This is a genomic window from Runella sp. CRIBMP (assembly GCF_009905605.1).
In the GTDB taxonomy this organism is placed as follows: Bacteria; Bacteroidota; Bacteroidia; order Cytophagales; family Spirosomataceae; genus Runella.
Window position 1 is genome coordinate 85,743 of record NZ_JAAAKZ010000010.1, and the last position, 16,842, is coordinate 102,584.

A 16,842-nucleotide genomic window follows, 5' to 3' on the forward strand; every position below is an offset into this window, starting at 1 on the left:
CCTTGAAGTTTATCCAAAAGAAATATCATCTGAAAGCTCATTGGTGTCGTTATCCTGGCGAGGAAAGTACTTTTTAAGTTGTTGCCCCGCTTGTTCTATTCCAGCACTGAGCCCTTCCGAAAAAGCCTCTTTTACAAAATGGGCACGCATTTGGTCGCGGATAGCATCCCAAAATCCTGCAGGAACCCGTTTGTCAATTTCTTTATCTCCCAGTACGGCAAATTTGCGGTCGCCAAAAGCTAGATAGAACAAAACGCCGTTTTTCAACGCCGTTTTATGCATTCCCAATTGCGCAAACACCTGCTTAGCCCGTTCCATCACGTCGGTTTCGGGACAAGATTGCTCAATATGAACACGTACTTCTCCCGAAGTTGCCATTTCAGCATTACGGATAGCCGCGACAATTCGCTCTTGGTCAGTTTTGGAAAAAGGGAGGTTTTGCATGATTAAGTATTGAGTAAATAGTAATGAGTATTAAGTAGAAAAAATATACTTAATACTCATTACTCCCTACCAGTTAGAATTTTACCGTTGGGGCTGTCTGCGAGGACTGAGATGCCTCAAAATAGCCTTTTTGCTGGAATCCAAACATGCCTGCAAACAACGCAGCGGGGAAAGTACGCACCGATTGGTTGTATTCTTTCACTACATCATTAAAATCATTACGGGCTATGCTGATGCGATTTTCGGTGCCTTCCAACTGCGCCTGCAAATCCAGAAAGTTTTGATTTGCTTTCAGATTGGGATAGTTTTCGGAAACGGCCAAAAGGCGCGACAGCGTTCCACTCAATTGGTCTTGAGCGGCCTGAAATTTCTGAATATTTTCGGGCGTAAGCTGATCAGCCGTCAAGTTAATGGAAGTAGCCTTTGAGCGGGCTTCCATAACGGCAGAAAGGGTACTTTTTTCAAAATCTGCGGCTCCTTTTACGGTATTGACCAAGTTAGGAATCAAATCAGCACGACGTTGATATTGCGTCTGAACTTTGGCCCAGGCACTGTTGACGGTTTCATCCTTACCCACGAGGCCATTGTAGGTACTACAACCGTATGCACCAAAAAGAAGAATAACAACGACGACAATTATTGTGGTTTTTGACATGGTAATGTTTACATTTTAGTTAACGGATGCAAAGTTTGTCCAAATCTAAGCGTTTTGTTGAAACATTTACATAAGCGGTTATTTTTCGTTTCAACTATGCCTTTTTTTGTTTCTGTACTGGACGAATTTTTGTTTCCATATTCAACAGAAGCAAGCGGCCCGCCGCTGCGGCCCCGCCCCTACGTTTTATATTTTACAGTTTCTCGGTTTTACATTTTTCGGTTGAACTGATGTCCCGCCGCTACTTGGTTTCATAAATCATTTCCAGAATCCCTTCGAGGTATTCGCGGGAATTGCTCAGGCGCGGCACTTTGTTTTGACCACCCAATTTGCCACGTTTTCCCATCCATTGATAGAACGTCCCCGAAGGTACGCTGTGAACCAAAGGTGTCAATAACGCCAAATCCATATAGCGTTTGGCATCATAATCCGAATTTGATTCGCGAAGGCGGGAATCTAGCAATGCACAAAAGCCCTCCCAGTCGGAAGGCATCCGACTGAATTCGATAATCCACTCGTGGCGCCCTTTCGTGCCGTCGTTCATATAAACAGGACCAGCGGTATAATCATTGATAACGGCCCCTGTTTGCTCACAAGCATACGTGATGGCCGAATCCGCATTTTCGATGATGAGTTCTTCTCCAAAGGCATTGATAAAATGCTTGGTACGACCGCTTATTTTGATTCTGAACGGGCTTTTGGAGGTAAATTTAATGGTGTCGCCAATCTGGTACCGCCACAGCCCGCTGTTGGTAGAGATAATCAGAGCATAATTTTTATCCAATTCTACTTCTTCGAGGGTAAAAGCACGCGGATGGGGTTTATCCCATTCTTCTACGGGTACAAATTCATAAAAAATCCCGTAATCAAGCATCAGCAGCATTTCTCCAGGGTGAGCCAAGTCATCCTGAAGCGCAAAAAAACCTTCCGACGCGTTGTAGGTTTCCATATACGTCACCTTGTCGCTCGGGAAATATTTCTTCATAAACAACTCGCGATACGGCTGAAAGGCCACTGCTCCGTGGATAAAAACCTCAAAATTGGGCCACACCTCTAACATGTTTTTTGCGCCCCGCTCTTCCATAATACGGTCCAGCAGCACAATGGTCCAAGTAGGAACGCCCAATATACTGGTTACGTTTTCTTGCGCACAGAGGTCGGCCATTTTTACCAGTTTTTCCTCCCATTTATCCATCAAGGCCACTTCAATAGGCGGTGTACGCAGGTACTCGGCCCAAGTGGGCAAATTGCGCATAATCACCGCCGACACATCCCCCACCATACCGGCTTCTTCGTGGAACGGATTTGCGTGTAAGCTCCCCCCGATAGAAAGTCCCTTTCCCTCAAATACGAGGGAATTGGGGCGATTTTGGGCATAGAGTGTCATCACATCTTTGCCTCCTCGGTAGTGGCAGTCTTCCAACGACTCTGGCGTAATTGGCAAATATTTACTCCGTGAATTGGTCGTGCCCGATGATTTGGAAAACCACTCTACATCCGACGGCCAAAGCACGTTCTGCTCGCCACGCAATACACGCTCGATAGACGGATAAAAATCCTCATACGTCGAAATCGGAACACGTTCCTGGTACTGTTTGATGTTTTGAATACTATCATAACGGTATTTAATTCCCCAGTCGGTATAACGCGCGGCTTCAATCAGTTCATGAAAAACCTGATGTTGGACTTCAATAGGATGTGCTTTGAAATGCTCGATGCGTTCGGCACGGCGTTTCATAAAAAAAAGGAGTATATCGTTCAGAAGTGGCACGTAACAATCTGATTTGTTGTGTCAAACATAAAGAAAAGAACTGAATGAATCACTTCATCCCCAAATATATCCCGTTTGTCAGTTTGGAATCCGGTCAGGATAATCCGTAATGATTCCATCCACTCCCATGGCTTTTATCCGCTTCATTTCTTCGGCTGTATTCACGGTCCAGGGAATTACTTTCATGCCAAGCGCATGAAGTTGTTGTACTTTTTCCTTGCTTAATAATTGAAAATAAGGACTGTATACATCGGGCGTAAAGCCCAAATCCTCCAAATTTTTTTCAATTCCCCTCAAATTGCTCACCAAAGCGGCCAAAGTCACTTTTTGATAAACGCCCGCGTCAATTTGTTTCTTCCAATGCTTCAATACATTGAAATCAAAACTTTGCAAAATCACTCGGTCAGCAGGCAACAATTTACTGATTTCGTGGTACACTAAATCCGAAAAAACGGCTGGTTGAGGCTGCGATTTATCATATTCTTTTTCTTCACTTTTGATTTCAATATTATACCAAAACGGCGGCAGGTTATTTTTGATTCGGTAGGTTTCAACGGCCTCGATCATCTCGCGCAGGAGTGGCTTGTACACTTTCAGCTTTGTTTGTTTCGGAAAATTCGGGTTGCCGTTGCTTCCCACGTCGTACCGTTTTATTTCATCATAACTCAGCTCGTACAGATTTATTTTCTCCCCTCTTGGGACGGGCTTTCCGTAGGGGTCAATAGAAAAATCGGGGTGAAAGTACGGATCATGCGAGACTACTACTTGGCGGTCTTTGGAGACAACAACGTCTAACTCAAGCGTATTCACCTTTAAATCAAGGGCTTTCAAAAACGCAGGGATGGTATTTTCGGGCATCAGTCCCCGGCTACCACGGTGGCCTTGCCAATTAAAATCAGCTGTTTGGGCAAAAGAAGTTTGCATACATAACACAAAATAAAGGATTCCCAAAAAATGATTTTTCATCTGATTTTTTTCATGTGCTCTGCAAAGCTAATTATTTATCATAAATCTATCGAAAAGTAAAACAGCACTTCAGGGTATTTTTTTTCCACAAATCATGTGGATATTTTTTGAAAAACTTTTTGGATGAAAAAATTATTCCGCTACTTTTGTAGAAGAAATACGCGTTCAGCGAAAATTCGCAACACAAAATGACCATAAAATATATTATTTCACTCAACCGACTTCCACTCACCAAAACGGTGTGAGAAGGGGATATTTTGTGAAATACAAACCCTTTCTCCTCCGAGAAAGGGTTTTTTATGAAATTAGATTAATTTTGGCGAAGTTTAACCCAAAAAGTACAACTCAATAATCAATCCCTCTTTACTAACAATGAGCCAGAGAGTTCAAATTTTCGACACTACATTGCGCGACGGCGAGCAAGTGCCGGGTTGCCAATTGACCACCGATGAAAAGATTGTTGTCGCCAAGGAACTCGAAAAGCTGGGTGTTGACGTAATCGAAGCGGGTTTTCCGATTTCGAGCCCCGGCGATTTTCGCTCAGTCGTAGAAATTTCAAAGGCCGTTCGCGGACCCGTTATTTGTGCCTTATCCCGCGCAGTAAAAGGTGATATTGACGCCGCGGGGGAAGCACTCGCCTACGCAAAGTACAAACGTATCCACACCGGACTCGGCTCGTCGGATATTCACATTCAACATAAATTCAACAGCACGCGCGAAAAGATCGTTGAGCAGGCAATAGGTGCTGTGAAGCTCGCCAAAAGCTACGCAGAGGATGTAGAATTTTACTGCGAAGATGCCGGTCGGGCCGACTTGGCGTTTTTGGCCCATCTGGTAGAATCGGTCATCAAAGCAGGGGCAACGGTGGTCAATATACCCGATACGACGGGTTATTGTTTGCCGCACCAATACGGCGAGCGTATCAAGTATATTTTTGAACACGCTTCCAACGCCCATCAGGCAACGATCTCTATTCACTGCCATAACGACCTCGGCTTGGCCACCGCCAATACCTTGGCGGGTGTGATGAACGGTGCCCGTCAGGTAGAAGTTACCATGAACGGCATTGGAGAGCGCGCCGGAAATACCTCATTGGAAGAAGTAGTCATGGCGCTTAGAGTACACAAAGAATTGGGTTACGACACAGGCATCAATGCCGAATTACTCTACCCAACAAGCCAATTGGTCTCCAAAATGATGCGTATGCCCGTACAGGCCAATAAAGCCATTGTAGGTCGTAACGCCTTTGCCCACTCGTCGGGTATTCACCAGGATGGTTTTCTGAAACATACACTCAACTACGAAATCATGAGCCCCACCGATGTGGGTGTCGACAAGTCCATGATCGTTCTGACCGCCCGAAGCGGACGTCACGCACTTAAGCACCGTCTGGAGTTGTTGGGGTTTGTATTTGAGAAACCCGTATTGGACGAACTTTACAAGCGGTTCCTTGACGTGGCAGACATCAAAAAAGAAGTAAACGATAAAGATTTGGTTGAATTGGCCCGCGAAGCTGTCGTGGCATAGCCTTCATTCTAAACCGAAAAATGTAAAATATTAAACAACAAAACCGCAAAAGAACTTTGCGGTTTTGTTGTTTAGGAGTATTGCAAACAACGAATTGACTAAAGTCTCAATAATTAATCCCTTAATTCACCAATAATTGTTCGTCCTTTTACGGCATTTGTTCCCAAAATCATATCGGCGGCTTTTTCCCCAATCATGATGCAAGTCGCGTTGGTATTTCCCGCAATGATGCGTGGCATAATAGACGCATCAGCCACGCGAAGCCCTTCAATTCCTTTGACCCGCAACTGAGGGTCTACCACGGCCATTTCGTCCGTGCCCATTTTACAGGTACCGACGGGATGGTATACTGTTTCCAAAACGGTTTTGATGTGTAATATCAATTCATCATCTGAACTACGATGAAGCGGCAGAATTATTTCCTTCCGACACCCCGCAAAGGCCGTGGCCTCCATGATTTCTAACGCTTTTTTGGTTCCTTTCAACAGCGTATGCAAGTCCTCTTCTGCGGTCAAAAAACGTGGATCAATGAGCGGTGCATCAAGGGGATTGGCCGAACGCAGCCCTACGTATCCTATACTTTTGGGTTTTAAAAGCGTTGGCAATACCGTATAACCGCTTACGTGCGGAAACGTATCAGGGTTATAAAAATCCGCTTTTCCATCATTACCAAAATGGACGGGGGCAAAATGAAGTTGTAGGTCGACAGGGTCGGTGCCCTCATTGATTTTCATAAATGCAGCCGCTTCAAGTGGGCTGATGGTCAACGGCCCTTTTTTAAACAACAAATAGTTGATTAAACCTTTGATTTGGTTTAGGGGCTTGAGGGCATCGTTGGCGGTCGGTACGGTCGAAAGCGCACTTACGCCCGTAAACAAATGATCCTGAAGGTTTTTGCCCACACCCGGCATGTTCTTTTTCACCTCAATCCTGTGGCGCTTCAAGGCTTCGCTTTCGCCTATTCCAGAAAGCATCAACAGTTGCGGCGACTGAAAAGCCCCTGCCGAGAGAATAACCTCTTTGTCGGCATAGGCTTTTTCGGTTGTGTTTTTGGCAGTCAAAAATTCGACCCCTACTGCGCGGTCATTTTCAATCAAAATCCGTTGGGTGTGCGCTTGCGTAATGATTTTGAGGTTAGGACGGTGCAAAATGGGCCGCAGAAACGCCACTGCGGTACTGCATCGTTTTTGCTCTTTGATGGTAAACTGAAGCAACCCCGCCCCTGTTTGTTCGGCCCCATTGCAATCATGATTTTCAGGAATACCTTTTTCAACACAGGCTTTCACAAACGCATCGGCTACGGGCGTACGAAAAACCTGCGCATAAGTCACATTGAGCAGACCACCTTTGCCATGATATTGATTATCAATTTGTTCGTTGTGTTCTGACTTTTTAAAATAAGGCAACACCGAGTCATAGTCCCAACCTTGGTTGCCCAGCGCAGCCCATTCATCATAATCAGCACGGTTGCCGCGTACGTAGGCCATGGCATTGGTTGAACTGCTCCCTCCCAGCGTTTTGCCCCTTGGAAGGTACATCTTACGGTTCAACACTTGCGGCTGTGGCTCGGTTTCAAAACCCCAATCCACGTTCGTGCGGTTGAGTTTGGAGTAAGCGGCTGGAATATGAATTTCCATTTTTTTGTCGGGGCCGCCCGCTTCCAGCAACAATACGTGATTGTCGGGGTCTTCGGAAAGGCGATTGGCCAGCACGCATCCCGCCGAGCCCGCACCGATGATGATGTAATCGAAGGTCATTTCCGTCAATGGTTTATTTTGCAGGAAATGTACTATTTTTTCGGCAAATTATATAGTAATCACACAAAGGCACTAAGGGGAGAAGGCCGTACAGGTTGGTTCTTTGCGCCCCTGCGCCTTTGCGTGAATCAAAAGGCGTTGGACGGCAAAGAATGTAGAGCTCTTAGCGCTTTTCCAGAAAAAGACAAGGATGCTTTATTAGAAATATAAGTTGGGACAATCTGGGTTATTTTGGCATTATTATCCCGTAAAACAGCGCTGTCGGTCAGTTTCACTTCCAATAAATCTACCGTTGCATCAGCCTTAAAACTCAGCGTAGATTTATCTTTCACTTCGGCATTGATTTTTCTAAAACTGCTTTGCTCTACCAAAAGTTGACTGTTTTTTTCAATACGGGTGTTTAGCTCTTCCTCAGAATTGGCAATAATATTTGCATTGGCATTCAAAAGAATAAGGTTTGGAACCCTGTGAAAGTAGGTTTCAAAGTAGTTTCGCTCATGGTGTTTCCCGTCTTTTGAAGAAATAAAAAGTGTATCCCCTTGGGCCTTAAAAGTAATCCCCTCAGGCCGAACATCCTGTTTGAACCCTTGCTGATTTTTGGTGAGATACAACGTAAAACGAACCCCTTTGGCAATGACAACTTTGATGTTTTCAAGAGGAAAATCGTTGATGGGAAATACCTGATTTTTCACAAACAAAAGGTGTTCTTCGTAGCCTTTTTTGAAACCCAAGTTGACCAGTACCTGCACAGCCAATGTACCAGCGCAAAAAATTGCAAACAGAATATTAGATAATTTCATGATAAAATAGGTGAAGTAAATTTTTATTTCCGCAATTTATAGGGTCTTGCGTTAAAGCTGACATGTGTTTTATCGCCAATTTCGCCGTAGTTGACATTGTTAATCTGGGATTCTTCTTCATAAAGCGTTGCTTCATCTTTCAACGTTAGGTCCAGATTCCTGATCGTTGACCTAGCTTTGATCATAAGGCTAGACTTGTTACGTGCTTCTGCTTTAAGCTGCTGTATGTTGCATCCTTCCATAAAAAGAAAGCTTAGCGATCGAATCATTATATCTAACGTATCAGCACTAACAGACTTCATGACTACAGAACTGTTTCGGCAAATAATATTGGGGGTTTTTACAAAATACAAGTCAAACGAAACATTCATCGTCCGTTTCAGATTGGTGATATAGAGTGTGTCATTCTGCGCTCTGAATTCAATGAGCTTCATATCATCCTCGTCGCTGTACCGTACTTTGTATCCCTGCTGCGTTGGGTGGTTTTGGAGCGTAAATTCAACTCTGTCTGTCACAATTGTTGTAAAAAAATTGTTGGCAAAATTAGCTCCAAAAGGCTGAATACGAGATTGATTCAGCAATTCAAGTTTATACGCTTCACCATACCCAAAGGCAAGCAATACCTGTAAAAGAATCGTAACGACGAGGGCAGTGATGAGAATTCCGTTGGAAAGTTTCATGTTTTCAGCATTTTATATTACGGTGCCAAAAGAGCTTCGTATCGTTTTTCGAGTTCGTCAAAATCCATTCTGAGCAAGCGCATCTGCTTGAAAAAAATCGGCAATTCGTTTTGAATAAAAGTCTCTCGTCGCCAATCCAAATAGTTCTGTTCGGCGGCTGGCGTAACGAAGTAACCAAGGCCACGCTTCGTATGAATCACTTCACGGGTTTGTAGAAAATCGTAGGTACGCTGAACAGTATTGGGGTTTACCTCCAACTGCACCGCCAACTCCCTGATTGAAGGCACTTTATCATCAGGCTTCCAGTTTTGCACCAGTATTTGCTCACCTATGTACTCGGCGATTTGCAAATAGATGGCAGTTTGATTATGAAAATTCATGATACTTAAATTTCTTTTTCTTTGAGTTTCAAAAACGTAATTACCCACAAGACCATCGGCAAACAGTATACCCACCAAACAAAATACGGAAGTTGCATCGTGGACCGGGGCGAAAGATATAACCCAGAAGCAGTCTCAATATTTAAAAATGTACCCCAATACGGAGCTGGTGAAAAAAACATTTTCGTTGTATCGGGAATAAGTATCTGTAGTAAATTGAGTTTTATAAAATACAATACCACGCTTATTCCAAGTACGAAACTCAAGGTTTTAAGTAAACTAAATCGTCCGAAAACCACTGCCCCAAGCATAAAAGCGGCGGTATAAACAAAAATAAAAACCGAGCTATAAATACCTACGCCGTAATATTTATTGTATTCCACAAATGCTTTTGGATATATCACTTTGATAATCGGAGTCGCTATTCCCCAACTGAAATGCCAAAATAAATACACCAACAATAAGCTGACAGGGACGGTAATAATCCATGCAAAGCAAAAACGCTCAAATGCGGAAACAGGCAAGGTAAGTGCAAACAAAGATTTCTGAGGAGTAGCAAGGTATCGAAAGCTAAAACTACCTACTAACCAAAGTGTTATACCCGCCGAAAATAAGAGCGACGGATATGGACGCAACATATATCCTGTGAGTTGTTTATAGTAAGCGTAATCACGTAAAGGCCCACATAACTGATAAATAGCCCCCAATTGTATAACTAAAATAATAAGCGGAAAAAGCGCATACGCTTTCCAATTTTCACGGAATTCTACGCGGGCATACCACCCAAAACGACGAATGTTAAATGTGTTGTTCATGGCTGTTAAACTTCTTTTTCTTTGATTTTCAGGAAGGTAATAATGTAAAGCAATAAGGGCACACACAACACCCACCAAACTTGATGTATACCTTCAAAGGAAGAATGAATATCATAGGCAAAAACACCTTTCGTCGACTCTATCGTTAAGATAGGTCTTACCCAAGGGACTGGGCCAGAGGTGCGAAACCCGTAAGCATTGGGAAAAATGGCTTTAAAAAACATGCCTTGCCCCCACTCAAATATCAAAAGGATGATACCAATTAAAATGCCCAATGTTTTCAAAAAATTTAACCGCCCAAGGCTAACTGCACCCCACATAAAGGCCGCTGAACCACCAAAATAGAAAACTGAAAAGTAGGGATTTGTGACCAAAAACACAGAATCCTTTTCAAACGCCAGGCCTGGGGTATCCTTCAGAAAATAAGGCAATGCCATTGACCAAGCAATTTTCCAAAGAACATAACAAGCACCTATCGAAAAGGGGACAGTCATTATCCACGCATATAATAATTGCTCAAAGGAAGAAACGGGTAATGTCAAAGTCGCAAACGCCCGCTTTTGCTCAGAAAAGGCTTTTAACGTATAACTCCCTGCAACCCAAGTCATCAACCCAATCATGATTGCCAAAGAACGAAATATATTTACTTTATAATCGCCTTTGTCAAAAAAGGGGCTGTGCAAATACCCCCATTCCTGATAAATAAAATACCAAAGTACAGCCAACACTGCTACTAAACCCAACGCATACGCTTTCCAATTTTCACGAAATTCTTTGCGGGCATACCACCCAAAACGACGACTGTCAAATGTGTTGTTCATGGCTGTTATTTTTGAATTATATCCTGAAACAATGCTTCTAAATCAGGCTGAGAAGTACTCTCTTCAGCGAGTACATTGAGGTCTTCTCGGTACTTAATTTTACCATTGTGCAATACCAATACCGTATCAATCAAACTTTCTAAATCGCGTACTTGATGTGTAGAAATAATGATACAGCGCTCATCGGAAGCCGCCCCAGCCACCAACTTCCGAAAGGTGCTTTTTGACGGGATGTCTAGGCCATTGGTGGGCTCGTCCATCAACAGCACCGGCACATTGGTAGCCAAGGCAAAGCTGATGAGGGCTTTTTTTCGTTGCCCAAAAGATACTTTTTCCAGTTTTTGATCAGGATTCACCCCAAATTGTTGGAGATAATTAAAAAACTGTGCATCGTTAAACAAGGGATAGAATACCCCGTAGGTATCCGCCAACCGGCGGGCTGTAGTGTCGGGCACAAACGCATCTTCGGCCACAAAATACAACTGATGCATCAGCGAAGGCTGCCGTTTGCGCGGCTCGTGGCCAAGCGTAACTACCGTCCCGCCTTTAGGAAAAACCAGACCCGCAATCATTTTTAAAAGCGTGGTTTTGCCAGCGCCGTTCTCGCCCAAAAGCCCATAAATATGCCCCGCTTCGAGGTTCAATGAGAGCTCAGTAAACAACTTTTGAGACCCGTATCCAAAATGAACATGATTGAATTGTATCATGGCTATATTGTTTTTATTAGTGCACTAGACAAATAGTACACTACAAAAGTGAGAGAAAGAAAAATAAAAACCAAGTTTTGAGGCAACATTTTTTTAACTACTGAGAAAGGGAGAGACACGGAGGCAATTTACTTACTCTGTACTCCTCCGTTTTTCAGTGGTTAATGGATAAAGGATGATTGTAGTCAAGGTCATTTATGAACACAAAGACATTGAAATCTTTGACGGAATTACGTTCAATATTCCGTCTTACTCAGAAAAAGAGGGCATTCCAGTGGAATAAATGCTAATTTTGCGGTTCAATTCCAATTCTTGAATGGCACACAACCTCAAACTCAAAAAGCCTCTGGCGGTTTTCGACTTAGAAACCACCGGTATCAACATCCAAAAAGACCGCATTGTAGAAATCAGCGTGGTCAAAGCCTTGCTCAACGGTGAGATAGAAAGCAAGACCTTTCGCGTGAACCCGGGCATCCCGATTCCGATTGAATCTAGTCTGATTCATGGCATTTATGATGAAGATGTAAAGGATTGCCCTACGTTCAAGAACTTTGCCAAAACGCTGGCACAATTTCTGACAGGTTGCGATTTGGCTGGGTTCAACTCCAACCGTTTTGATGTGCCTATGCTGGTGGAGGAATTTCTGCGGGCCGACGTAGACTTTGACATCAAGAACCGAAAACTCGTGGATGCCCAACGGATTTTTCACATGATGGAGCCGCGCAATCTGGCGGCTGCCTATAAATTTTATTGTAACAAAGATTTGCAAAACGCCCACAGCGCTTATGCAGATACCATGGCCACTTTTGAGGTACTGTGCGCACAAGTCGCCCGCTACGAAGGCGTTAAGATTAAGAATGAAAACGGTGAATTATATGAGCCGATTCAGAACGATATGGAAGCCCTCCACAATCTGACGGCGTCAAAAATCGTAGATTTTGCCAACCGAATGGCCTTTAATGCCAAAGGAGAAGAGATTATCAATTTCGGAAAACACAGCGGTAAACGCGTGGTGGACGTGCTTACGCAAGAACCCGCTTATTATGATTGGATGATGAAAAGCGATTTTCCGTTGGATACCAAGCGCAAACTTACAGAAATCAAAATGCGCATGGCTTTTGGAAAAAAGTAAACAGTTGGCAGTAAGCAGTAAAAAAAACGGTAGGCAACTTACAGCAAAATTTAATTTTGATAACTGTAAACTGCCTACCGTAAACTAATTACTGCAAACTAAGTTTTCAGCTTTTTCTTCTTGGCCGCTGGGAACAGAATATTATTCAGAATCAACCGATAGCCCGCCGAATTGGGGTGAAGGTTTAAGTCTGTCGGCTCCTCATTGATTTCGTGACGATAATCTTCGGGGTCATGACCACCGTAAAAGGTGAAAAAACCTTTGCCAAACGTACTGTGAATGTATCTGGCCTCACTTGCCGCGCGATTTTCCGCCAAAATAATGACTTCGGGCTTAATAAATTGCTTTTTAAACGCCGTTGTTTGTCCCATAAACCCTTTAATAATTTGCTGGTGGTTTTGGGTTAGCATGGTAGGTACGGGGTCCCACTTTGCCGAAAATTGAAACAACGTAAAATAATCATTGGCCTCGGTCAAGCCCCGGTCATTGGGTTGACTGTCGACGGTCGAAAATTCAATTTCGTACGGATTAGTCACCACTTGAAAGTTCTGGAAGGCAAATGTTTGCGTAAAATCCAGTTTTTTCTGCGCTCCAGGGTCAGTCCCATCTCCGTCGTAAAGTACGTCGGCGATGTCAGTATTTTGGGACGCCAAGGCCACATCATAGGTATCAGTGGCATTGCACATGGCAAACATATACCCTCCTCCTGCTACATACTCCTGCACTTTTTTGGCCACCGCCAATTTGAGTTTAGACACTTTTGAGAAGCCCCATTTGGCAGCAATATCTTCAGCTTCGCGTTTTTGGGCACGGTACCAAGGATAATCCCTGAAATGAAAAAACTTTCCGTATTGGCCCGTAAAATCTTCGTGATGAAGGTGAAGCCAATCATATTCGGCCAGTTTACCCTGCATTACATCGTCATCGTACACAATTTCGTAGGGGATTTCGGCGTAGGTCATCACGAGCGTTACGGCATCATCCCAAGGTTGTTTTGTTTTGGGCGAATAAACCGCCACTTTGGGTGCTTTATGGAGTTTTACGTTGTCCATATTTGCATCGGGCTGTGCCACTTCGTTCAAAATGGCCGCACTTTGTGCATCAGAGATAACATCGTAACTTATTCCCCTGATGACCAACTCATTGACTACGCGCTGATTCCAATCCAGCATAAAACTCCCGCCCCGGTAATTGAGCAACCAATCGATTTCTGTATCGTACGAACGGAGTACCCAATAAGCCAATCCGTAAGCTTTCAAGTGATTTTTTTGGGCTTCATCCATCGGAATAAAGACTTTAGAAGCCCATGCTCCCTGAACTAAGCCAAAAAAAATGATAAGTGGTAGGATGCACCGTTTCATCGGTTTGTGGATTTACTTTTTGATGTTGACTTTTGTATAAACGAATATACTACAAAAAACGTGCAGAAAAGTGGAGAGCAGCCTTAATTCGGAAGCCTACATGAAAATATTTTTTGCCGCTGGCTTTTTAGTGCTCGTTGCTACTTTTGACTTATAAAAAATGAACCTCCTGGAAAACATCCGCGAAGGCCTCCGTTCGATTCAATCCAACATCCTTCGAACCGTGCTGACTGCCCTTATCATCGCCATTGGAATCACCTCTTTGGTGGGCATTTTGACCGCTATTGATGGCATGCAAAGCTCAGTTAACAACAGTTTCGCAGATTTGGGTGCCAATACCTTTGACATCATGGGACCTCGACCCTTCCGCCGACGTTCTGCTGGGCGTAGCGAAAAAGATTTTCCCGCAATCAACTACCGGCAAGCGCTTCAGTACAAAAAAGAAATTAGGGATACATACAACGCCACCGTTTCCATTTCTTCAAACGTAGGCGGAGCAGCGCAGGTAAAGTTCCGCTCCCAAAAAACCAATCCTAATACCCGCATCGTAGGCATTGATGAAAATTATTTGACCATCAAAGGCTATAAGTTGATCGGTGGTCGTAACCTCTCGCAAACCGACTTAGACAATGGGCTCAACGTGGTCATTCTCGGCTCAGAAATTGCGCAAAAATTGTTTGAAGGCAAAATTGACCCCATCAATCAGGAGGTGGTAGTTCGGGGCAATCAGTACAGGGTGGTGGGCGTTCTTGACAAAAAAGGCTCGCTCACTGGCGGCGGCGACGACCGCATCCTTTTAATACCGCTAGAAAACGGAAGGGCACTGGCCGCCAATCAGCAGCTCACCTTCGACATCACTACCTCCGTCAACAGCGGCGAAGCACAAGAGCTCATTATTGAAGAAGCGCGCGGTATTATGCGCCGCATCCGAAAAGACCGTATTGGTAAAGCTGATTCGTTTGAAATTGAAAGCGCTGATGCCATCGCCAAGAATTTCGCTGATATTTCGGGCTATTTACGCATGGGAGGGTTTGGCATCGGCATCATCACGTTATTGGGTGCCGCCATTGCTTTAATGAACATCATGCTGGTATCGGTTACGGAGCGTACGCGCGAAATAGGGATTCGAAAATCATTGGGAGCCACACCGCGCCTCATCAGGATTCAATTTTTGATTGAAGCCATTGTGGTATGTATTTTGGGCGGAATCGGCGGCTTAATCCTCGGAATCGGCATCGGAAACCTGATTGCAAAACTAATCAGTGCCAATGCGAGTTTTATTGTCCCGTGGTTTTGGATGTTTATGGGCATATTGGTCTGCATCATTGTAGGAATTATTTCAGGAATTTATCCAGCCATAAAAGCCTCACGCTTAGACCCTATAGAAGCATTACGTTATGAGTAACGATATTTTTATCAAAAAAAATCATTCGAAAATTTGCATATTAATCTGTAGACGCTACTTTTGCAGTCCCGTTTCCAATCAGATGCCCAGGTGGCGGAATCGGTAGACGCGTTGGTCTCAAACACCAATGGGGTCACACCCGTGCCGGTTCGACTCCGGCCCTGGGTACTCTTAAAGGCTTGTAAGTTACTGTCTAACAGATACTTGCAAGCCTTTTTTGATTGTTCATTGAAACTATACTGAAACAATTCTTAATTATCTCAAAGTGTCGAATTAAACCATGCCACCTTTAATAACGGATTTGATTGTGCCTGAGTCAAGAAGTTTTTTTGTTTCCCTCTCAAAACGACGGTAACGGCGATAATAAAACAAAAACCTAAAACACCTTTGAATATGAGTGATATATCTTATTATGAGCATGACGGTAAACAGTTTATTACAGGTGAAACAGTAAAAGATTTGCAACGGAATAACAGAGTAGTTAACGCTGATAGGGGTGGATTCGTAAAGGGGCCGTTTCATACCGAGGGCGGTATTATGTGTTTTAGAGAAAGCTTGGATTTTAAAGGTGAATTTGAGGTAGTAGCCGAAATAGAAGGTTGGGAGTACATAATAAATACGGTTGGTACGGACAGGTATGCAAAAAGAATCGGAGAAATAAATGCAGAGATTGACGGAACACTTCCTTTTGAACCGTACGACGTTCCTAAAAACATCAGTACTATAAATGCAGAACCAATTATTATTTTAGGCAATTCCACGAGCAAATGGATTAAATTAAGTCCCTATAAACAATGGATTGTCAACCGACACTCAACTCAAAAATATCTCCGTTGGCTTATCGGAATAAACAACGAAACTTTGGGCATGTACCTAAAATCCTTGACAGGCCGACGTTAACAATTGCTTTAACTAATTCTTCAACATCTTGAATATTAAGGGGAGTAGCCTCTTTTTGAAAGCGTTTTACATTGTGCCCTGAAGCTCTAAATTCTTACGAAGTAGTTCTGATACATCAAAGGCACTTTTTCCCGAAGCAGTAGAGGGCAACTTTGCGAAATCTTCACGAATCTTTGCCCGACGTTTCTTCCTGTCTTCTTTTGTCAATACATCTTCAGGAATTGTTTTGAGCAATAACAAAATCAAGTCTTCAGCATTGAAGCCAAAACGTCCTTCGGCCTGTTTGAGAGCAAGCAAATAGAGATTAGAAGCTGAAAGGTCTTTTTTATCCGTTGGTATTTGGTAGACACTTTGCATAATACTTTCGTATGTGGTGAATAAATCAAATTTACATCGTTCGCCAAAATCAGGACTCAATAAATCAGCAACCAAAAGAGGGGTTTGTTTAAAACGAATTTGGGCTTTTTGTAATGGTTTTCAATCCTGACATAGTGAGCGTCTGGTTTATAGCCGTAATCCGTTTGTAGTGCATTTCTGACTGATTGCGGCACTACCTGTTTAATCCTTCTACCAGCATCGTACATTTTTACAAGTGTGACCGAATCTTCAAAGTACCTCCCATAGTCTTTGGGATACTTACAAGCAAAGGTTGCTACAAAAAAAAGATGGCACATCAATGTGCCATCTTTTCTTATCAAACTGTTTTTATTTATTTTTCGCC

Annotated in this window: 17 protein-coding genes and 1 tRNA gene; 5 read left to right on the forward strand and 13 right to left on the reverse strand. The window is 43.4% G+C overall.

The window, feature by feature from the left end; translation table 11 throughout:
• Nucleotides 1-9: 9 nt before the first annotated feature.
• The 4 genes from GVN20_RS20630 to GVN20_RS20645 form a co-directional block, all read right to left on the reverse strand.
• Nucleotides 10-444, reverse strand: coding sequence for a TPM domain-containing protein (locus GVN20_RS20630; protein WP_166560171.1), 435 nt, complete (start codon nt 442-444; stop codon nt 10-12).
• Nucleotides 445-517: 73 nt separating this feature from the next.
• On the reverse strand, nt 518-1,099 hold the full coding sequence (locus tag GVN20_RS20635) for a LemA family protein (protein WP_114069078.1): 582 nt from the start codon (nt 1,097-1,099) through the stop codon (nt 518-520).
• Nucleotides 1,100-1,340: 241 nt separating this feature from the next.
• The gene (locus tag GVN20_RS20640; RefSeq protein WP_206023336.1) at nt 1,341-2,837 is read right to left on the reverse strand and encodes a GH3 auxin-responsive promoter family protein; all 1,497 of its coding nucleotides are present in this window, start codon (nt 2,835-2,837) and stop codon (nt 1,341-1,343) included.
• Between the two features lie 111 nt (nt 2,838-2,948).
• Complete coding sequence (locus tag GVN20_RS20645; RefSeq protein WP_166560257.1) at nt 2,949-3,794, reverse strand: glycerophosphodiester phosphodiesterase family protein; 846 nt, start codon at nt 3,792-3,794, stop codon at nt 2,949-2,951.
• A gap of 414 nt (nt 3,795-4,208) precedes the next feature.
• Here GVN20_RS20645 and GVN20_RS20650 point away from each other — a divergent pair, with 414 nt between their 5' ends.
• Entirely contained in the window at nt 4,209-5,363 is a 1,155-nt protein-coding gene (locus GVN20_RS20650; RefSeq protein ID WP_166560173.1) for a 2-isopropylmalate synthase, read from the forward strand.
• Between the two features lie 113 nt (nt 5,364-5,476).
• On the opposite strand, the gene GVN20_RS20655 is transcribed toward GVN20_RS20650, so the two are convergent.
• The 7 genes from GVN20_RS20655 to GVN20_RS20685 all read right to left on the reverse strand — a co-directional run bounded on the left by GVN20_RS20655 (nt 5,477) and on the right by GVN20_RS20685 (nt 11,323).
• Entirely contained in the window at nt 5,477-7,120 is a 1,644-nt protein-coding gene (locus GVN20_RS20655) for a GMC family oxidoreductase (RefSeq protein WP_166560174.1), read from the reverse strand.
• Between the two features lie 128 nt (nt 7,121-7,248).
• The gene (locus tag GVN20_RS20660; protein ID WP_166560175.1) at nt 7,249-7,920 is read right to left on the reverse strand and encodes a hypothetical protein; all 672 of its coding nucleotides are present in this window, start codon (nt 7,918-7,920) and stop codon (nt 7,249-7,251) included.
• Nucleotides 7,921-7,943: 23 nt separating this feature from the next.
• Nucleotides 7,944-8,600: a hypothetical protein gene (locus GVN20_RS20665; protein ID WP_166560176.1), complete on the reverse strand. Its 657-nt coding sequence runs from the start codon at nt 8,598-8,600 to the stop codon at nt 7,944-7,946.
• Between the two features lie 17 nt (nt 8,601-8,617).
• Nucleotides 8,618-8,980, reverse strand: coding sequence for a GntR family transcriptional regulator (locus GVN20_RS20670; RefSeq protein ID WP_166560177.1), 363 nt, complete (start codon nt 8,978-8,980; stop codon nt 8,618-8,620).
• A gap of 5 nt (nt 8,981-8,985) precedes the next feature.
• Nucleotides 8,986-9,795 carry a hypothetical protein gene (locus GVN20_RS20675; protein WP_166560178.1) on the reverse strand — a complete coding sequence of 270 codons (810 nt, stop codon included), beginning with the start codon at nt 9,793-9,795 and terminating at the stop codon, nt 8,986-8,988.
• 5 nt (nt 9,796-9,800) lie between these two features.
• Nucleotides 9,801-10,616, reverse strand: a complete 816-nt coding sequence (locus GVN20_RS20680) for a hypothetical protein (RefSeq protein WP_166560179.1) — start codon at nt 10,614-10,616, stop codon at nt 9,801-9,803.
• Nucleotides 10,617-10,621: 5 nt separating this feature from the next.
• Nucleotides 10,622-11,323 (reverse strand): ATP-binding cassette domain-containing protein, encoded by a 702-nt coding sequence (locus tag GVN20_RS20685; protein WP_166560180.1) that lies wholly within the window; start codon nt 11,321-11,323, stop codon nt 10,622-10,624.
• Between the two features lie 316 nt (nt 11,324-11,639).
• Here GVN20_RS20685 and GVN20_RS20695 point away from each other — a divergent pair, with 316 nt between their 5' ends.
• Nucleotides 11,640-12,455: a 3'-5' exonuclease gene (locus GVN20_RS20695; protein ID WP_166560181.1), complete on the forward strand. Its 816-nt coding sequence runs from the start codon at nt 11,640-11,642 to the stop codon at nt 12,453-12,455.
• A gap of 98 nt (nt 12,456-12,553) precedes the next feature.
• Here the strand turns inward: GVN20_RS20695 and GVN20_RS20700 are convergent, their stop codons facing one another.
• Nucleotides 12,554-13,816: an asparagine synthetase B gene (locus GVN20_RS20700; RefSeq protein WP_166560182.1), complete on the reverse strand. Its 1,263-nt coding sequence runs from the start codon at nt 13,814-13,816 to the stop codon at nt 12,554-12,556.
• A gap of 160 nt (nt 13,817-13,976) precedes the next feature.
• Here GVN20_RS20700 and GVN20_RS20705 point away from each other — a divergent pair, with 160 nt between their 5' ends.
• The 3 genes from GVN20_RS20705 (at nt 13,977) to GVN20_RS20715 (ending at nt 16,121) form a co-directional block, all read left to right on the forward strand.
• Nucleotides 13,977-15,221, forward strand: a complete 1,245-nt coding sequence (locus GVN20_RS20705; protein ID WP_166560183.1) for an ABC transporter permease — start codon at nt 13,977-13,979, stop codon at nt 15,219-15,221.
• Nucleotides 15,222-15,305: 84 nt separating this feature from the next.
• Nucleotides 15,306-15,389: transfer RNA gene (locus tag GVN20_RS20710), tRNA-Leu, on the forward strand.
• A 225-nt stretch (nt 15,390-15,614) separates the two neighbouring features.
• A complete protein-coding gene (locus GVN20_RS20715) occupies nt 15,615-16,121 on the forward strand; it encodes a hypothetical protein (RefSeq protein WP_166560184.1) in 507 nt (168 codons plus the stop codon).
• Between the two features lie 66 nt (nt 16,122-16,187).
• Here GVN20_RS20715 and GVN20_RS20720 read toward each other — a convergent pair whose 3' ends face one another.
• On the reverse strand, nt 16,188-16,553 hold the full coding sequence (locus GVN20_RS20720) for a hypothetical protein (RefSeq protein ID WP_166560185.1): 366 nt from the start codon (nt 16,551-16,553) through the stop codon (nt 16,188-16,190).
• Nucleotides 16,554-16,842: the final 289 nt, after the last annotated feature.

Excerpts from the sequence above, each read along its gene's own strand:
- GVN20_RS20640 (WP_206023336.1), bottom strand. The coding sequence starts at position 2,837 with ATGAAACGCCGTGCCGAACGCATCGAGCATTTCAAAGCACATCCTATT.
- GVN20_RS20680 (WP_166560179.1), bottom strand. The coding sequence starts at position 10,616 with ATGAACAACACATTTGACAGTCGTCGTTTTGGGTGGTATGCCCGCAAA.
- GVN20_RS20675 (WP_166560178.1), bottom strand. The coding sequence starts at position 9,795 with ATGAACAACACATTTAACATTCGTCGTTTTGGGTGGTATGCCCGCGTA.
- GVN20_RS20655 (WP_166560174.1), bottom strand. The coding sequence starts at position 7,120 with ATGACCTTCGATTACATCATCATCGGTGCGGGCTCGGCGGGATGCGTG.
- GVN20_RS20660 (WP_166560175.1), bottom strand. The coding sequence starts at position 7,920 with ATGAAATTATCTAATATTCTGTTTGCAATTTTTTGCGCTGGTACATTG.
- GVN20_RS20630 (WP_166560171.1), bottom strand. The coding sequence starts at position 444 with ATGCAAAACCTCCCTTTTTCCAAAACTGACCAAGAGCGAATTGTCGCG.
- GVN20_RS20695 (WP_166560181.1), top strand. The coding sequence starts at position 11,640 with ATGGCACACAACCTCAAACTCAAAAAGCCTCTGGCGGTTTTCGACTTA.
- GVN20_RS20685 (WP_166560180.1), bottom strand. The coding sequence starts at position 11,323 with ATGATACAATTCAATCATGTTCATTTTGGATACGGGTCTCAAAAGTTG.
- GVN20_RS20670 (WP_166560177.1), bottom strand. The coding sequence starts at position 8,980 with ATGAATTTTCATAATCAAACTGCCATCTATTTGCAAATCGCCGAGTAC.
- GVN20_RS20665 (WP_166560176.1), bottom strand. The coding sequence starts at position 8,600 with ATGAAACTTTCCAACGGAATTCTCATCACTGCCCTCGTCGTTACGATT.
- GVN20_RS20650 (WP_166560173.1), top strand. The coding sequence starts at position 4,209 with ATGAGCCAGAGAGTTCAAATTTTCGACACTACATTGCGCGACGGCGAG.
- GVN20_RS20715 (WP_166560184.1), top strand. The coding sequence starts at position 15,615 with ATGAGTGATATATCTTATTATGAGCATGACGGTAAACAGTTTATTACA.
- GVN20_RS20645 (WP_166560257.1), bottom strand. The coding sequence starts at position 3,794 with ATGCAAACTTCTTTTGCCCAAACAGCTGATTTTAATTGGCAAGGCCAC.
- GVN20_RS20705 (WP_166560183.1), top strand. The coding sequence starts at position 13,977 with ATGAACCTCCTGGAAAACATCCGCGAAGGCCTCCGTTCGATTCAATCC.
- GVN20_RS20635 (WP_114069078.1), bottom strand. The coding sequence starts at position 1,099 with ATGTCAAAAACCACAATAATTGTCGTCGTTGTTATTCTTCTTTTTGGT.
- GVN20_RS20700 (WP_166560182.1), bottom strand. The coding sequence starts at position 13,816 with ATGAAACGGTGCATCCTACCACTTATCATTTTTTTTGGCTTAGTTCAG.